The 16,353-nt window shown below is 65.9% G+C and carries 14 protein-coding genes and 1 tRNA gene; 5 read left to right on the top strand and 10 right to left on the bottom strand.

What is annotated here, in order from left to right; all coding sequences use genetic code 11:
- Both JOZ00_RS27225 and JOZ00_RS27220 read left to right on the top strand, forming a co-directional pair.
- The coding region (locus tag JOZ00_RS27225; RefSeq protein ID WP_293350877.1) for a DUF881 domain-containing protein at positions 1 to 740 on the top strand (740 nt) is incomplete at its 5' end.
- A gap of 37 nt (positions 741 to 777) precedes the next feature.
- Entirely contained in the window at positions 778 to 1,461 is a 684-nt protein-coding gene (locus tag JOZ00_RS27220) for an aminodeoxychorismate/anthranilate synthase component II (protein WP_293350875.1), read from the top strand.
- Here the strand turns inward: JOZ00_RS27220 and pknB are convergent.
- The 7 genes from pknB to JOZ00_RS27185 form a co-directional block, all read right to left on the bottom strand.
- Entirely contained in the window at positions 1,439 to 3,319 is a 1,881-nt protein-coding gene (gene pknB, locus JOZ00_RS27215; protein ID WP_293350873.1) for a Stk1 family PASTA domain-containing Ser/Thr kinase, read from the bottom strand. The genes JOZ00_RS27220 and pknB overlap by 23 nt on opposite strands.
- The gene (locus tag JOZ00_RS27210; RefSeq protein WP_293350870.1) at positions 3,316 to 4,707 is read right to left on the bottom strand and encodes a serine/threonine-protein kinase; all 1,392 of its coding nucleotides are present in this window, start codon (positions 4,705 to 4,707) and stop codon (positions 3,316 to 3,318) included. Before JOZ00_RS27210 ends, pknB begins: the two co-directional genes overlap by 4 nt.
- On the bottom strand, positions 4,704 to 6,182 hold the full coding sequence (pbpA, locus tag JOZ00_RS27205; protein WP_293350867.1) for a D,D-transpeptidase PbpA: 1,479 nt from the start codon (positions 6,180 to 6,182) through the stop codon (positions 4,704 to 4,706). The genes JOZ00_RS27210 and pbpA overlap by 4 nt, the downstream gene beginning before the upstream one ends.
- Entirely contained in the window at positions 6,179 to 7,588 is a 1,410-nt protein-coding gene (locus tag JOZ00_RS27200; protein ID WP_293350864.1) for an FtsW/RodA/SpoVE family cell cycle protein, read from the bottom strand. The genes pbpA and JOZ00_RS27200 overlap by 4 nt, the downstream gene beginning before the upstream one ends.
- Entirely contained in the window at positions 7,585 to 9,087 is a 1,503-nt protein-coding gene (locus tag JOZ00_RS27195) for a protein phosphatase 2C domain-containing protein (RefSeq protein ID WP_293350861.1), read from the bottom strand. Before JOZ00_RS27195 ends, JOZ00_RS27200 begins: the two co-directional genes overlap by 4 nt.
- Positions 9,088 to 9,139: 52 nt before the next feature.
- Positions 9,140 to 9,607, bottom strand: a complete 468-nt coding sequence (locus JOZ00_RS27190) for an FHA domain-containing protein (RefSeq protein WP_293350881.1) — start codon at positions 9,605 to 9,607, stop codon at positions 9,140 to 9,142.
- Between the two features lie 125 nt (positions 9,608 to 9,732).
- A complete protein-coding gene (locus JOZ00_RS27185; protein WP_293350858.1) occupies positions 9,733 to 11,385 on the bottom strand; it encodes an FhaA domain-containing protein in 1,653 nt (550 codons plus the stop codon).
- A 254-nt stretch (positions 11,386 to 11,639) separates the two neighbouring features.
- Here JOZ00_RS27185 and JOZ00_RS27180 point away from each other — a divergent pair.
- Positions 11,640 to 11,722 (top strand) — tRNA-Leu (locus tag JOZ00_RS27180).
- A gap of 484 nt (positions 11,723 to 12,206) precedes the next feature.
- Positions 12,207 to 13,220: a cytochrome P450 gene (locus JOZ00_RS27175; protein WP_293350855.1), complete on the top strand. Its 1,014-nt coding sequence runs from the start codon at positions 12,207 to 12,209 to the stop codon at positions 13,218 to 13,220.
- A gap of 6 nt (positions 13,221 to 13,226) precedes the next feature.
- On the opposite strand, the gene JOZ00_RS27170 is transcribed toward JOZ00_RS27175, so the two are convergent.
- Genes JOZ00_RS27170 through JOZ00_RS27160 form a run of 3 tightly spaced genes read right to left on the bottom strand, consistent with a single transcriptional unit; the run spans position 13,227 to position 14,812 of the window.
- A complete protein-coding gene (locus tag JOZ00_RS27170; RefSeq protein ID WP_293350852.1) occupies positions 13,227 to 13,715 on the bottom strand; it encodes a glutathione peroxidase in 489 nt (162 codons plus the stop codon).
- 27 nt (positions 13,716 to 13,742) lie between these two features.
- Positions 13,743 to 14,246, bottom strand: a complete 504-nt coding sequence (locus JOZ00_RS27165) for a DinB family protein (protein ID WP_293350849.1) — start codon at positions 14,244 to 14,246, stop codon at positions 13,743 to 13,745.
- Between the two features lie 2 nt (positions 14,247 to 14,248).
- Entirely contained in the window at positions 14,249 to 14,812 is a 564-nt protein-coding gene (locus tag JOZ00_RS27160; protein ID WP_293350879.1) for a TetR/AcrR family transcriptional regulator, read from the bottom strand.
- Positions 14,813 to 14,930: 118 nt separating this feature from the next.
- Between JOZ00_RS27160 and JOZ00_RS27155 the strand changes: the two genes are divergently transcribed.
- Positions 14,931 to 16,353: AarF/ABC1/UbiB kinase family protein (locus JOZ00_RS27155; protein ID WP_293350846.1), on the top strand; the 1,423-nt coding region annotated here is incomplete at its 3' end.

The following is a 16,353-nucleotide window of genomic DNA, read 5'->3' as shown; positions in this document are numbered from 1 at the left end:
GCGATACGCGCCGTTCACCCTGGCGCTTCGGTGTTCCGCTGGTTTGTCTGCTGGCCGGATTGCTGCTCGCCGCCACGCACGGGGTGTCCGGTGGCGCCGAGATTCGCCGCAGCGATGCACCGCGGCTGGTGGACCTGGTCCGCGAGGCACAAGCGCAGGTGAACCACCTCAACGCCCAGCGCGACGCGCTGTCGAGCAAGATCGACGCCGCGCACGGACGGTCACCGGATGCCGCGTTGGCGGCGATGCGGAGGCGCGCCGCCGAGCTGGCCGGCGACGCGGGCATGAGCCCGGTGCACGGTCCGGGCCTCGTGGTGACCCTGCAGGACGCACAACGCGACGCCAACGGCCGCTTCCCGCGCGACGCCTCCCCCGACGACCTGGTGGTGCACCAGCAAGACATCCTGGCCGTCCTCAACGCGCTGTGGAGCGCCGGCGCGGAGGCCATCCAGATGCAGGACCAGCGGATCATCGCAACCTCGGTGCCGCGGTGCGTCGGCAACACGCTGCTGCTCAACGGCCGGACCTACAGCCCGCCCTACACGATCACCGCGATCGGCAACGCGGCAACCATGCAAGCCGCCCTGACCGCCGCTCCCCTGGTGACCCTGTACAAGCAGTACGTGGTCCGGTTCGGTCTCGGCTATACCGAAGACGTCAAGGCCGACGTCTCGGTGGTCGGTCATTCCGAACCCGACCGGATGCGTTACGCGCAGCCCGCGGGCACCGTCGGCTACTGACCAGCTCCCGGGTTTCCTCGGACGGTAACCTGGCACGATGCGGATCCTCGTCGTCGACAATTACGACAGCTTCGTGTTCAACCTGGTGCAGTACCTGGGCCAGTTGGGCGTCGAGGCTGACGTGTGGCGCAACGACGACGCTCGACTCTCCGATGAGGCCGCCGTCGCGCGGGAGTTCGACGGGGTGCTGCTCAGCCCGGGACCGGGAACGCCGGAACGCGCGGGCGGATCGATCGGGTTGGTCGGCGCGTGTGCCGCCGAGCGCACCCCACTCCTCGGGGTCTGCCTGGGACATCAGGCCATCGGTGTCGCCTTCGGGGCCACGGTCGATCGGGCGCCCGAGTTGCTGCACGGCAAGACCAGCAGCGTATTCCATACCAATATCGGTGTGCTGCAAGGGCTTCCGGACCCCTTCACGGCGACCCGCTACCACTCGCTGACCATCCTGCCCGAGTCGCTGCCGTCCGTGCTGGAGGTGACGGCGCGCACCCGCAGCGGCGTGATCATGGGTGTGCGGCACCGGGAGTTGCCCATTCACGGTGTCCAGTTCCACCCGGAGTCGATCCTGACCGAGGGCGGCCACCGAATGCTGGCGAACTGGCTCGAGTGTTGCGGGTTCGCGCGCGATGACACGCTGGTGCGTCGGCTCGAGAACGACGTGCGTACCGCAGTGCGGCCGTACTTCCCGGATCCGGCTGCTACTGACCGAACTTCAGCGTGATGATGCCGTCCCGGTTGCAAGCGGACCCGGCCGGCGGGTTCTGATACACCACCCGGTGGGACTGGGAGCCGCCGGCGTCGACGTCGGCGCCTTTGTCCAGCGTCCCCGTCCAACCCAGCGCGCGTAGCCGCGGTTCGGCATCCGTCCAGAACATCCCGCTCAGGTCGGGCATCGTGAACTGATTGCCCTTGGAGACCTGCAACTCGATCACCGAGTCCACCGGAACCGTCTGTCCCTTGGGCGGATTGGTGCCGATGACCTCACCGGCCGGGCGGGAGCTGTCGACCTGCGTCTGGCTGAACTTGCTGAATCCGTAGACGGTCAGGTTCTTTTGGGCGACGTCGACGGTTTGGCCCCCGACGTCGGGAACCTGCTTGGTCTCCGGCCCGGAGCCAACGATCACGGTGATCACGTTGGTGATGGCCGACGTCTGGTTGGCCGGCGGATTGGTACCGATGACCTTACCCAGGCTCTCGGGAGTCGACGGGGAATTCGCCTGCTTGAACTTGCTGAATCCCGCGCTCTTGAGCTTGGTGACGGCGTCGGAATAGGTCATCGACGAGACGTCGGGCACCTCGCGCTGCTCGGGGCCGGTAGAGACGTTGATAGTGATCTCGTCGCCCGCGCCCACCGACGCGTTGGCGCTGGGGTCGGTCCCGATCACGTGGTCGGGCGGGATCGACGAGTCGGGCTTCTGCAGGGTGCGCGTCTTGAAGCCCCGATTCTGCAGTGCGGCAATGGCGTCCGCGGACACCTGGCCCCGCACGTCGGGAACCTGGACGTCGCGGGTCGAGCCGCCGAACGTGTTGAAGGCGATCACGACGACAATGGTCAGCACCGCCAGCGCGGCCACCGCGACGATCCAGCGGCCAACTGAGCCGGCACCGCGTTCCTCACCGCCGTCGCGAAGGGGCTGGCGCGGCAGCGGATCGGTGCGCGGGGCGGGGATGTTTCCGCCCGTGGACGACATCAGCGACGACCGGTCGGCATCGGTGAGAACCTTTGGCGCCTCCGGCCTTTCGCCGTTGTGCACCCGAACCAGATCGGCGCGCATCTCGGCCGCTGTCTGGTAGCGGTTGTCCGGATTCTTGGCCAGCGCCTTGAGGACGACGGCATCGAGATCGGCGGAGATGCCTTCGTGTCGCTGCGATGGCGGAACCGGGTCTTCGCGGACATGTTGATAGGCAACCGCGACGGGCGAGTCGCCGATGAAAGGTGGTTCGCCAGTGAGGATTTCGTAGAGGACACAGCCCAGCGAATACACATCGGACCGGGCGTCGACGGTGTCGCCGCGGGCCTGCTCGGGCGACAGATACTGCGCGGTGCCGATCACGGCCGCTGTCTGGGTGACGCTGTTGCCGCTGTCGGCGATCGCGCGGGCGATACCGAAATCCATCACCTTGACCGCGTTGGTCGCGCTGATCATTATGTTGGCCGGCTTGACGTCGCGGTGGATGATGCCGTTCTGGTGACTGAAGTTCAGCGCCTGGCAGGCGTCGGCGATGATCTCGATGGCGCGTCGCGTCGGCATCGGCCCCTCGGTGTGCACGATGTCGCGCAGGGTGACGCCGTCGACGTATTCCATGACGATGTAGGGCAGCGGGCCCGACGGTGTTTCGGCCTCGCCGGTGTCGTACACCGCGACGATGGATGGATGATTCAGCGCGGCTGCGTTCTGCGCCTCGCGGCGGAAGCGGAGATAAAAGCTGGGATCGCGGGCAAGATCGGCGCGCAGCACCTTGACCGCGACATCGCGGTGCAACCGGACATCGCGGGCCAGATGAACCTCGGACATACCCCCGAAGCCGAGGATCTCGCCCAGTTCATAACGGTCGGACAGGTGCTGAGGGGTGGTCATTGCTGTGTCTCGTGTCGGGCCGGCGGCGTGCTGGGTGTCGGACGGACACCCCCCACTGCTCCGACGACCCGGATCGCCTGCGGGCCGTCGGGGCTCGCATAGTCGACCGGGCCCGAGTCGGCCGGCCCGCTTCGGGGTCCAGAATTCCCTATCTCACCGGGATCCGTCCAATTGGGACGCCGGCCTAGTCCGGGCGCCATACCGCCGGGGGTCTTACTCGCCGGTGGCGGCGCCGAGGGCGGAGGACCGCCGGTGTCGGTGACCGTCGGAGGCTGTTGCTGCTCGTTGTCCGCGCGGGAGTTGATGACGATGAGCACCGCGATGATGATCGCGAGCGCTCCGAGCACCCCCGCGGCCCACAGCAGGGCACGCTGGCCCGAGGAGAACGTGCGTCGCGCCGGAGGCGGTCGGTGGCTGCCGGTTGCCGGCCTCGACCGACGCGGCGCCGGGGTACGCGGACTGGACACGGCGGCCGCCCGTGTGGTCGGGCTCGACGGAATGGACGCGGGCGACGCCCGGCCGGCGGGTGGCGACTGGCTAGGTCGCGGCGGACGGCGCCCGGCCCGCACCGCGGCCACGGCGTCGGCGAACGGCCCTCCGCTGCGGTAACGCATCGCGGGGTTCTTGACCAGCGTGATCTCGATGAGCTCGCGCACGTTGGGCGGCAGCTCGGAGGGGAGCGGCGGCGGGGGCTCCTTGATGTGCTTCATCGCCACCGTCAATGCGCCATCGCCGGTGAACGGCCGCTTGCCCGAGACGACCTCATAGCCGACGACCCCCAGCGAGTAGACGTCGCTGGACGGGGTCGCGTCGTGGCCGAGGGCCTGTTCGGGTGCGATGTACTGGGCAGTGCCCATCACCATGCCGGTCTGGGTCACCGGAGCGGCGTCGACGGCCTTGGCGATACCGAAGTCGGTGATCTTCACCTGACCCGTCGGCGCGTTAAGGATGTTCCCGGGTTTCACGTCGCGGTGCACCAGACCCGCGGCGTGCGCGACCTGCAGGGCGCGCCCGGTCTGCTCCAGCATGTCCAGCGCGTGCCGCAGCGACAGCCGGCCGGTGCGCTTGAGCACCGAGTTCAGCGGCTCGCCGTTGACCAGCTCCATCACCAGGTAGGCCGTGCGGCCTTCGCCGTCCAGCTGGCTCTCGCCGTAATCGTGGACCGCCGCGATCCCGGGGTGGTTCAGCATTGCCGTCGTGCGCGCCTCGGCGCGGAACCGCTCAATGAACTCCGGGTCCTGGGAGAACTCCTGCTTGAGCACCTTCACGGCGACACGCCGGCCCAGCCGGCTGTCCACGGCCTCCCAAACCTGGCCCATGCCGCCGGTGGCGATCAGGCGCTGCAGGCGGTATCTGCCTGACAGCGTCACACCAACTCGCGGGCTCATGGTCCTCCCTGTAGCGCGGCCTGGATCACAGCCCGTCCGATCGGCGCGGCGAGTGCACCCCCCGTCGCGGACAGGCGGTCGGCGCCATTCTCCACCAACACCGCCACGGCGACCTTCGGGGTCTGGGCGGGCGCGAAGGCGATGTACCACGCGTGCGGCGGTGTATGACGCGGGTCGGTGCCATGCTCTGCGGTACCCGTCTTTGATGCGATCTGCACGCCGGGAATGGCCCCTTTCTGCTGTGCGACCTTCTCGGCGCCGACCATCAGCTCTGTTAGCTTAGCGGCGACCTGCGGTGACACGGCGCGACCTTGTTCGTAGGGAATGGTCGTGCTGATGTTTGCCAGGTCTGGACCCTTGAGGCTGTCGACGAGATAGGGCTGCATCGACACCCCGCCGTTGGCGACGGTCGCGGCGATTTCGGCGTTCTGCAGCGGGGTCAACGCGACGTCTTTCTGCCCGATGCTGGACATCCCTAGGGCGGCGGCGTCGGGGATGATCCCGACGGTCGACTCGGCAACCTGCAGCGGGATGACGCTCGGGGTGCTGTCGAGGCCGAACGAATGCGCCATGCTGCGCAGCGCATCGGATCCGGTGAGGATGCCGAGCTGGACGAATGCGGTGTTGCACGACAGCGCGAACGCCTGTTTGAGGGTGACCGTCGACGCGTCACCGCACGGCTGGCCGCCGTAGTTCTCCAAGGTTGCTGTGCTGTTGGGTAGCGGGATGGAGGACGCCGCCGTCAGCTCTTCGGTGTCGCTGGCGCCGGCGGTCAGCGCCGCGGCGGTAGTGACCACCTTGAACGTCGATCCCGGCGGGTAGGTCTCCGAGATGGCACGGTTGGTCATCGGATTGTCGGCGTCGTCGCGCAGCCGCTGCCACGCTTGCGCCTGGACGTCCGGGTCGTGCGACGACAGCAGGTTGGGATCGTAGGAGGGCGACGAGACCATCGCCAGGATCTTGCCGGTGGACGGCTCGAGGGCAACGACTGCGCCCTTGCAGGGCGGTCCGCCGCAGCCCTGCTGCATCGCGTCCCAACCCGCCCGCTGCACGCGCGGACGGATCGTCGTGTCGACGCTGCCGCCGCGCGGATCGCGACCGGTGAAGAAGTCGGCCAGTCGGCGCCCGAACAACCGCTCGTCGGAGCCGTTCAGCAGCGCGTCCTCGGCCCGCTCCAGTCCGGTGCTCGAGTAGCTCAAGGAGTAGAAGCCGGTCACCGGCGCGTACTCCGCGGGGTTGGGATACACCCGCAGGAACCGGTAGCGGCTGTCGGTGGCCGCGGAGTAGGCCAGCAGCTGGCCGCCCGCGACGATCTGACCGCGCTGGCGCGAATACTCGTCGAGCAGCACGCGCTGGTTGCGCGGGTCGGCGCGCAGCGAGTCGGCGGCGAAGACCTGCGTCATCGTGGCGTTGAGCAAGAGCAGCACGATCAGCGCCATGACCACCATGGAGATTCGGCGCAGAGAGGTGTTCATATCTTTTCGATCACCTCGGTGCCCGCCGATGCGATCGACGACTTCTTGCGCGGGCGCGGGCGCAGGGGCCGGCGGGCGCTGTGCGAGATGCGCGCCAGGATGGCCAGCAGGACATAGTTCGCCAGCAATGACGAACCGCCATAGGACATCCAAGGGGTGGTCAGCCCGGTTAGCGGAATGAGCTGCGTGACGCCGCCGACGACGATGAACAGCTGCAGAGCCAGCGTCGACGCCAAGCCCGCGGCCAGTAGCTTGCCGAAGCTGTCGCGTGTGGCGATCGCCGTGCGCAGACCGCGCACGATGACGATCGTGTACAGCATCAAAATGCTGGCCAGCCCGACCAGCCCGAGCTCCTCGCCGAACGCGGCGATAATGAAGTCTGTCGACGCGGCGGGCACCGTGTCCGGCTGCCCGTTACCGAGGCCGGTGCCGAAGATGCCGCCGGTGGCAAAGCTGAAGAGCGACTGCACAATTTGATAGCCGCTGCCGTCGGGGTCCGAAAACGGGTCCCACCACATCTGCACGCGAACCCGGACGTGCGCGAAGACGAAATAGGCGATAACGCTTCCCACGGCGAACAGCACCAGGCCGATGATCACCCAACTGAAGCGCTGGGTGGCCAGATAGACCACCACGAGAAACGACGAGTACAGCAAAAGCGAAGTGCCAAGGTCCTTTTCGAAGACCATCACGCAGATCGAGATCACCCACGCCGCCAGCAGGGGTGCGAGGTCCCGCGGCCGGGGCAGGGTCATGCCCATGAAATGCTTGCCCACACTGCCGAACAGGCCACGTTTGGCGATGAGCACCGCCGAGAAGAAGATCAGTAACAAGATCTTGGAGAACTCTGCGGGCTGAATTGAGAAGCCGGGGAACCGTATCCAGATCTTCGCGCCGTTCTGTTCGGACAGCGACGCCGGCAGCAGCGCGGGAATCACCAAAAAGATCAGACCCGCCACCCCGTAGATGTACCCGTAGCGCGCCAGCTGCCGGTGATCCTTCAAGAAGGTGACCACGAGGGCGAATGCGACGACTCCGATCAGGGTCCACAGCATCTGCTGGGTCGCGCTGGGGTGATGGCGACCGCTGAGCTGATTGGTCACCAGATCGAGCCGGTGGATCATCACCAGGCCAAGTCCGTTGAGCAGCGCCACAATCGGCAGCAGCAGGGGGTCGGTGTAGGGCGCGAAGCGTCTGATCGCCAGGTGCGCCGAGCCGAACACAAGCAGGAAGATCAGGCCATAGGTGATCACGTTCCAGCCCAGACCCCGCTCCTGGTTGGCCTCGACGATCAGCAACGCGGCGACGGTGATCACTGCGGCGAAGCACAGCAGCAGAAGTTCGGCGTTGCGCCGGGTGGGCAGCGGGGGTGTGACCGTGACGGGTGGCTGAACTTGCGTCGTCATGCCACCGTCCGGCAGTCGATACCCGGTTGAAGTGGCGGGGCTGGAAGCGCGGTCAGCGTCTGAGAAGAAGTCGTCGGGCCTGCCGGCGATGTGTTCGCGGGGCCGTTGGTGGCGCTGGGGAAGGGCGGCGGGCTGGCGCCGGGAGAGATGGAAGTCGTTGGGGGCGATGCTGTCACAGATGGCTCTGGTGTTCCGCTCCGGGTGTTCGTGGACCCCGGTGGAGACGTGGCGCGCGGACAGGTCGGCAGGAGGTACGCGGCCAGTAGTTGGCGTAGCTGCGACTCGGCCTGGTCCAGGCTGCCGCCCGGTAGTCCGGTTTGAACCTGGACCTGACCGGGACGGCGCAGGTCCTTGAGCGTCATCAGCTGGCAGTTGGGATGACCATCGGATTGGCCGTAACTGATCAGCGACAGCTCATTGCCGGAGCCCAGGCAGCCAACCAAATATGGCTGCTGCAGCGGCATTCCGAGCAACGAGCCTTGGATGCCCCGCACGATGGCTACCTTGCCGTCGTATTCGGTGACGTAGTAGTTGCGCTGGATGACCCACCAGCCGATGGCCAGGCCGGCTAAAACAAACAGCACCGCCAGGGTGACGACGAAGAACATCCGTCGCGGCGACCAGCGCGGGCGGCTCTGCGGCTCCGGTTGTGGCGCTACGCGTTTGGCGGCCTCGTCGCGGGGCCTGATGGCCGACGCGCGTCCCGCGGACGTGTTGGGCAGGGTCATCTGGTCCTCGTCACCCGATACCGCACCCGCGAGAATCGGCTGAGTCTGGCCGTAGTCGTAGTCGACGACGTCGGCGACCACCACGGTCACGTTGTCCGGCCCACCACCGCGCAGCGCCAACTCGATGAGCCGGTAAGCGGCCTCGGCGACGTCGGGAATCTGGAGCGCCTCGGAGATTGTCTCGTCGCTCACCGGATCCGAAAGTCCGTCGGAGCACAGCAGATAGCGGTCGCCCGCCCGCGCCTCCCGCATGGTCAGCGTCGGCTCGACCTCGTGACCGGTGAGTGCCCGCATGATCAACGAGCGCTGCGGGTGGCTGTGCGCCTCTTCCCGGGTGATCCGGCCTTCGTCGACCAGGGTCTGAACGAAGGTGTCGTCCTTGGTGATTTGAGTCAGCTCGCCGTCGCGCATCAGGTAACCGCGCGAATCACCTATGTGTACCAACCCAATACGGTCGCCGGCGAACAGGATCGCGGTGAGTGTGGTGCCCATCCCCTCGAGTTCGGGTTCGGCCTCGACCTGCGCGGCGATCGCCCCATTGCCCGAACGCACCGCGGTGTCGAGCTTGGCAAGCAGGTCGCCGCCGGGTTCGTCGTCATCGAGATGGGCCAGCGCGGCGATCACCAACTGGGAAGCGACCTCGCCGGCCGCATGACCACCCATGCCGTCGGCCAGGGCGAGCAGCCGGGCGCCGGCATACACAGAGTCTTCGTTGTTCGCGCGTACCAGGCCGCGATCACTGCGCGCGGCGTATCGCAGGACCAAGGTCACGGGCGCAGCTCCTCGACCCCGGCTGCGCCGGCATCATCGTCATAGGCGCGGGTCACGGGCGCAACTCAATCGCCGTCTTGCCGATTCGAATCGGCGTTCCCATCGGAACTCGTACCGCAGTCGTCACCTTCGCCCTGTCAAGGTAAGTACCGTTGGTCGATCCTAGATCCTCGACGTACCATTCCGAGCCGCGCTGAGATAGCTTGGCGTGCCGCGTCGAGGCGTAGTCGTCGGTCAGCACCAGAGTCGAGTCGTCAGCCCGTCCGATCAATACCGGCTGTCCGCTGAGCGTGATGCGCGCGCCCGCCAAGGACCCTTCGGTCACCACCAGATAGCGCGCCGCGTGCCGGCGCTGCCGCGATGGCAGCAGCGTGCTACGTAAAGTCAACCCGCGGCGCACCATGACGGCGCCGGTCGGCGCATAGATATCGGTCCGCAGAATCCGCAGCACAGACCAGATGAATACCCACAACAACATCAAAAACCCGGCGCGCGTCAGCTGCAGTACTAGTCCCTGCATCTGGCGTCCTTTCCGTCCTAGCGTCGTTTCCCTGGCGCCCGTGACACCGAGCACATCGGCAACGTCACGATACTTGGACGGCGGTCGACACGGGGCGAAGCATGGCAGCGTTGAGCCCAGTGGATTTAGTGGATGCGGACGATGATCTCCGAGTGGCCCAACCGGATCACGTCACCGTCGGCCAATTGCCATTCCTGTATCGGCGCATTGTTGACCGTGGTGCCGTTGGTCGAATTAAGGTCCGACAGCAGGGCCACCTGACCGTCCCAGCGCACCTCGAGGTGACGCCGTGACACACCGGTGTCCGGCAAGCGGAATTGGGCGTCCTGCCCACGGCCGACGATGTTCGAGCCCTCGCGGAGCTGATAGGTACGGCCGCTTCCATCGTCGAGCTGGAGGGTGACGGTGGTTCCGGCCGCTCCGTAGCCGCCCTGACCGTAGCCGCCGTAGCCGGCGGGCTGGCCGTAGTCGCCCTGCTGGGCGTAATCGGCGGGCGGGGCGTACTCAGTCTGATGGCCGTATTCAGCCGGCTGGCCGTAGTCGCTCGGCTGCGCGTAGTCGAAGTCGTGGTGGGATTGCTCCGCGTACCCGCCGGCCTGGCCCGGGTAGCCCCCGCCCGGCACGTTCTCGGCGTACTGGGTGTAGTCGCCGGACCCGTAGTCCTGGCGGCCGTATCCCCCACCCTGCTGATAGCCCTGGTCGTACCCGCCGCCCTGCTCGGGGTAAGCGGGTCGTTGCTCCTGCGGGGCGTAGCCCCCCTCTTCGGGACGAGCGGGCCCGCGGCCGTAGTCGCCGTAGCCGCCGCCATAGCCCTGCCCGCCGGCCGGTTGCTCGCCACCGGGAGGCGGGTAACCGCCACCCTGGCGGGAGCCCTGGTCGTAGCCTTGCCCGCCGTATCCGCCGGGCGCGGGAGGACGCTGTTCGTACGACTGCGGGTAGCCTCCCTGGCCCTGCTCGGGGTAGCCACGCTGCTCGGGGTAGCCGCCCTGGCCTTGGTAGCCACGCTGGTCCGGGTAGCCGCCTTGCCCCTGTTCGGGGTAGCCGCCTTGTCCTTGGTAGCCGCGCTGGTCGGGGTAGCCGCCTTGCCCTTGCTCGGGGTAGCCGCCCTGGTCGGGGTGGCGGGGAGGCTGGTATCCCTGCTGGGGTGGGTATCCGCCCTGGTCGGGTGCGTATCCACCGCGCGGGTCGGGTCCGCCCTGCTGCTCCGCGCCTCCGCGCGACTCTTCTTGCGGACGCCCGTAGCGCTCGTCGTAGTACTCGTCACCGGGCCGCCCCGGTCCCTGAGCCCCGCGGTAGCTCGAATTGTCAGTCATTGGTGCTACTCCTCGTTCTGCGCCGAACGCATTATTTGATTGTGGCTGGACGGGATGGTCGACCGTCGGGCGGGGCTGAACATCGGGGTTGACAGCACCACGGGCGCGGTACTGGCCGGTACGCAGGCTCGACAACTGCTCGAACCGGACGACAACCTCACCATACGTTTGCCACCCCTGTTCATGGATGTAGTCGGTCAAGTACCTCGCGAAAGCGCCCGATGTGGGGTCCGGGTCGGCGCCTACTTTCTCGAAGTCGTGCATACCGAGGGTAATGATGTATTCGTTTGGGGCCAAAAGGCGATTTCCCTGCAGCTTCTGAATACCGTCACGAGCTTCGCGACGCAGCAGGGCTTCGACCTCTTGGGGAACTATCGATCCTCCGAATACCCGCGCAAACGCGTTATCTACCGTCGCTTCGAGCTTGCGCTCGATTCGCGCGATCAGCCCCCGTTGGCTACCCATGCCCTAGCGGTCGCCTGCACTTGTCTCGGCATGTCGCCAGCGCACGGCAAACGATCCGCCCACCTGTCCTATCACTCCAGCATGGTATCGGCCCGGCGTGACGCTGCGGCACTTTCGGAATTATGAGAACTGCATCCGCGCAGCTCAGAGTCGTTGCGCTACAGCAGTGCCCAGGGCGGCCGGCGGCCCTGGGCCCTCCGCCGCGGTTGGGGGATGTGGCCATTAGAGTGGTATGGTCCATCGGTTGTTTTTCCGGGCGAGTGGCGGAATGGCAGACGCGCTGGCTTCAGGTGCCAGTGTCCTTCGGGACGTGGGGGTTCAAGTCCCCCTTCGCCCACAGTGAGCGGTTCGACGAACTGCATACACAACGGTCACGAACTTCAAGGAGTTCGTGACCGTTGTGTTTTAGCGCGCTGTTTCAACCAAAGCGCATTCGAACGACTTGCGCTCCAATTAGTAGGCCTGGCAGCGGCGTGCAATTAGGCTCAGTACAGCCGATTGCCAGGGAGTGTGAGCGCATGGCGGTGCCGGCCCGGGAGTGGTCGCATTGGGCGGCGGGGTATGCAGTCCCACGCGTATTTCTGAATGTGCAGGCTCGGCGGGGTGATCCGCTGTCCCAACTCCTGACGATCGATTCCAACCCCGTCGATGATATTTATCCGCTGATTGAGCAAGTTCGCCGCCGCGGACGCATGTCGCCGGTCAAGAAGGTCGGCTGGGTCACCGCTGACGCACCAATCATTCGCGAAGTATTGCGCGACAGCCGATTTCGGACCATTAAACAGCGCGACCGGTCACCATTCCGTCTCGCCCAGCGGATCATGGCCAGGACCACCCCCGATGTGCCCAATCCGCTGGAACCGCCCTCGATGTTGGTCACCGATCCGCCGGAGCACACGCGGCTACGGCGCTTGGTCTCGCGGTCTTTCACGCCACGGGCGCTCGACGCACTGCGCGCTCGCATTCACGAAATCACCGAGGAGCTGCTTCGCGGTTTGGAGGGCAGCGCGAGGTGCGACCTGGTCGCCGAGTACACGTCCCAGCTCCCCCTGGCGATCATCGTCGAGATGCTGGCAGTCCGACGCGAGGACACCCCCTACCTTCTTGCGATCAGCGACACGACGACGAAGTTAATCGGTATCAGCGCGCCCTCCTGGCGCGACTTTCGGGCGGCGATTCAAGCGCTGCGCGACTTCGACCAGTACCTCGCCAGACACATCGAGCGGCTACGTCGAGACGACGTCGACAACAGCATCCTGTCCGACGTCGTACGCAACAGCGACCTTACCGAGGTCGAACTCAGGCTGCTGGCAGGGCTGCTTCTCGGCGCGGGATTCGTCACGACGACCCATGTCCTGGGCAAGGCTGTCGCGGCGCTCGCGCGGCATCCCGATCAAGTCGCCGCGCTACGCGCGAATCCCGAGGGCTGGCCGAACGCGGTCGAAGAGATCCTGCGCTATGACACCACCGGCCAGTTGGCCGCGCGAGTCTCGACCGAAGACGTTGACGTCCACGGCTACCCGGTTCGGGAAGGCGAAACGCTATTCCTCTTGGTGGGCGGCGCCAACCGCGACCCGGCAGTCTTCGACGATCCCAATAGCTTCGACGCCACCCGCGCCAACGCCCGCGACCACATCACCTTCGGGACCGGAGTGCACGCGTGCCTGGGTGCGGCGCTGGCTCGCATTGAACTCCAGATCGGCCTGCAGTCATTGTTCGAGCACTTCCCCCAGCTGACCCTGGCCGGCGAACCGAGTCTGAACGGCAGCATCGGGCTGCACGGTTTCAGGTATCTGCCGGTATCACTGGGAGCAACGAGCGCAACCGTTCCCTAGTGCCGCTTACCGGGGCAGCACGGCCTCGATCGCTTCGACCACCTCGGGCGCGTCCGGTTCCGTGCGAGGGCGGAACCGCTTGACCACCTCACCGCCGGGGGCGAGAAGAAACTTCTCGAAGTTCCACTGAATGTCGCCTGCCGCGCCGTCGGAATCGACAGCCTGGGTCAGCTCGGCGTACAGCGGGTGGCGGTCGTCACCGTTGACATCGGTCTTCGCCAACAACGGGAAAGTCACCCCGTACGTCGTCGAGCAGAACTGCTGGATCTCGTCGGCCGTGCCCGGCTCTTGGCCCATGAACTGGTTGCACGGAACGCCGACGACCGTCAGACCGCGGTCGCGGTAGTCCTTGGCCAACTTCTCCAATGCCGTGTACTGCGGAGTCAGACCGCACTTGGAGGCCACGTTCACGACTAGCGTTGCGCCGTTTGACAATTCGGCCAGCGTGGTCGGCTTGCCGTCGAGGGTGGTCAGGGCGATGTCATTGAGGGTCACCTCGACGACGCTACTCCCCGAACCCGGTCAGATCTGTCGGCGGATGTCGACCAGGTGGTGCTGGACGTCATGCACGGTGTGTACCGCGAGCCAGCGCAGCGACCGCTCGTGGGTCTCCGGATAGTTGTAGACGACCGTGCGGTCCCAGTCGTCGGCGACCAGGCGGGCCAGGGCATTGGCGAACAGCGTTGCGGCATCCGTGAGCTGACGGGCCACGGCCGCCGGATCCTGCTCGTTGTAGCCGTCGTGCTCGACGCGCTCCTCGCGGCCCATGGGTGTGCAACTCGCCCCGTTCACCCGTCGCGCCATCAGCACCCGCTCGCGCTGCACCTGCAGCACATCTCGCAGATGACATCCGTACTCGAGCGGCGACCACACTTCGGGTCCCGGGCGGGCGCGCACATCAATATCTTTGTCGCGCAGAATCATCGCGACCTCCGCGGCGAACGTCTGGACGTCACCCCCGGCCGCCAGGGCCTGATCGATGTCGTAGGTAAAGCCGCATTCAGCGCACTCGGTCGCTTCGCCCATTTTCAGTCCTTGGTGTCGGCCGATCGGATCCGGCCGACCAGCATGTCGGTCCAATCGGTGACGTACTGATCGTCGGGCGTGTCGATCTGCGGCGAATGGAACACGATTCGGGTCGCCCGTTTGCCGAGCAGCGCGTTGATCCCGACGACGGCGATCCTCTTCGCTTCGACTTTGTCCAGCGTCGGTGCGCAGCCCTTGATCCAATCGGCCAGCTCGCTGTAGAGGCCGTCGACGAGGGCGGCGTACGCGTCCTTCAATCGAGGCGATTCGTCGGCGGGGGTTCTGGCCGCGACTTGGAGGAACTCGCTCTCGCGGTCCAGGACGCTCATCAAATACCGGCACAGCAGCGTGAGTTCGGTGCGCAAGTCGCCCTGTCCGGCGAACAACGCGCTGATGTCGTGCATTGCGCGGCGGCGGTCGAGCTGGCGATCGATCCCGGCGGTCAGCAACGCTTCCTTGGATTTGAAGTGGTTATAGAGCGCACCGCAACCGGGCACCAGGCCGGCGGCCTTTTCAATTTGGGTGATGCTCGTTGCGCGGTAGCCCTGTTGGCTGAACAACCGCATGGCCTCGGAGACCAGCCGCTCCTTTGTCGATGCTTCCACCTTGACCGTCCTATAAGTGAATACTTATATTCAGTACTAGGCCACTATATCAATTGAGGCCGCACCAGGGAGGACCGCGATGGCGGATACCGATCGGCCAGTGCCGCGCGGACGGGTTCGGCGCACGATGCCGATGGCGGGCTTCACCGCTCGCGCCGCCGGGGGACGCATGCTCGCCTCGCTGCGGGAGAAAGCCGGAGACGAAGGCGCGTTGCTACGGTTTCACGAACGCACCGCGGAGCGCTACGTCGAATTGCTCGGCCACTCCAAGGGCGTCCTGATGAAGGCTGGACAACTGGTCTCCATGGTCGATGCGGCGGCCCTCGGTGTCGGCGAGCTCTCGCCCTACCAACGGGCACTCACCCGTTTGCAGGCCGATGCCCCACCAATGGATTCGGATCTGGCTCTTGATGTTTTGAGGGCTCAACTGGGACAGCCCGCTGACGAGGTGTTTGCCGAATTCGCCGACGAACCCATGGCTGCGGCATCGATCGGACAGGTGCATCGCGCTACCTTGCACGATGGTCGGCAGGTCGCCGTCAAGATTCAATACCCCGGTGTGGCGCAAGCGATTCGCGACGACCTCTCCAACACCGAACTACTGGCGACGGTGTTCCGGTTTGCCGCCGGTGCGGCCGGTGCATTCGGCGCAACGATGCCGGACTTGGAGCAGGCGACGGGTGAGATTTCCGCACGCATCTCCGAAGAGGTCGACTATCGGCAAGAGGCCGCCAATATCACCGCATTCAGCGACCTCTATCGCGGCCATCCATTCATCCGCGTGCCAGACGTGATTCCCCAAGCATCCGCCGACCAGGTAATCACCATGACCTATCTGGACGGATTGGACTGGGCTGCAGCACAAAACGCCGATCAGGAACTGAAGAACACATGGTCGGAGGCGATCGCGCGCTTTATCACGGGTTCCTACCGACATGCCAACCTGTTTCACGCCGACCCGCACCCGGGCAACTACCGCTTCGGTGAGGACGGGACCGTCGGGTTCGTCGACTTCGGTTGCGTGAAGGTCCTCACTCGCGATCAGCGCCGGCGCATCGTGAAGATGATGCGTGCCGCAGTTGACGGCCAGAAGGACAATGTCCGGGAACTCATGATCGAAAGTGGTTTCTTCACAGCAGATTCCGCTCTGACCGCCGACGAGACATATCAGTGGTGGGAAGGGATCATCTACGAGGTGCTCGCTCCCCAGCCGGCGACCTACACCGAGCAGGCGTCCGAACGCGCCATTCAATTCCTGCTCGACGTGCGCGCGGCGGACCATCCCTTGCGCAGAATGTCGGTGCCCGCCGACTTCGTGTTCTTTTCGCGGCTGAATCTCTCGATGAACGCGATTCTCACTGCACTGCGTGCCGTCATGTACGGACGGGCAATGGTCGACGACATGGACGGTGTCGCGGCACCTGTCACAGAATTGGGCCGCCAACACGTGGCGTGGGTTCGGAAGCGCAGCTTGCCTTTTGGAATGGACTGCCATGACGACC

This window comes from Mycobacterium sp. (assembly GCF_019243155.1).
GTDB lineage: Bacteria > Actinomycetota > Actinomycetes > Mycobacteriales > Mycobacteriaceae > Mycobacterium.
Note: the sequence above shows the minus strand (reverse complement) of the source record. Positions and strands in the feature narration are given on the sequence as shown.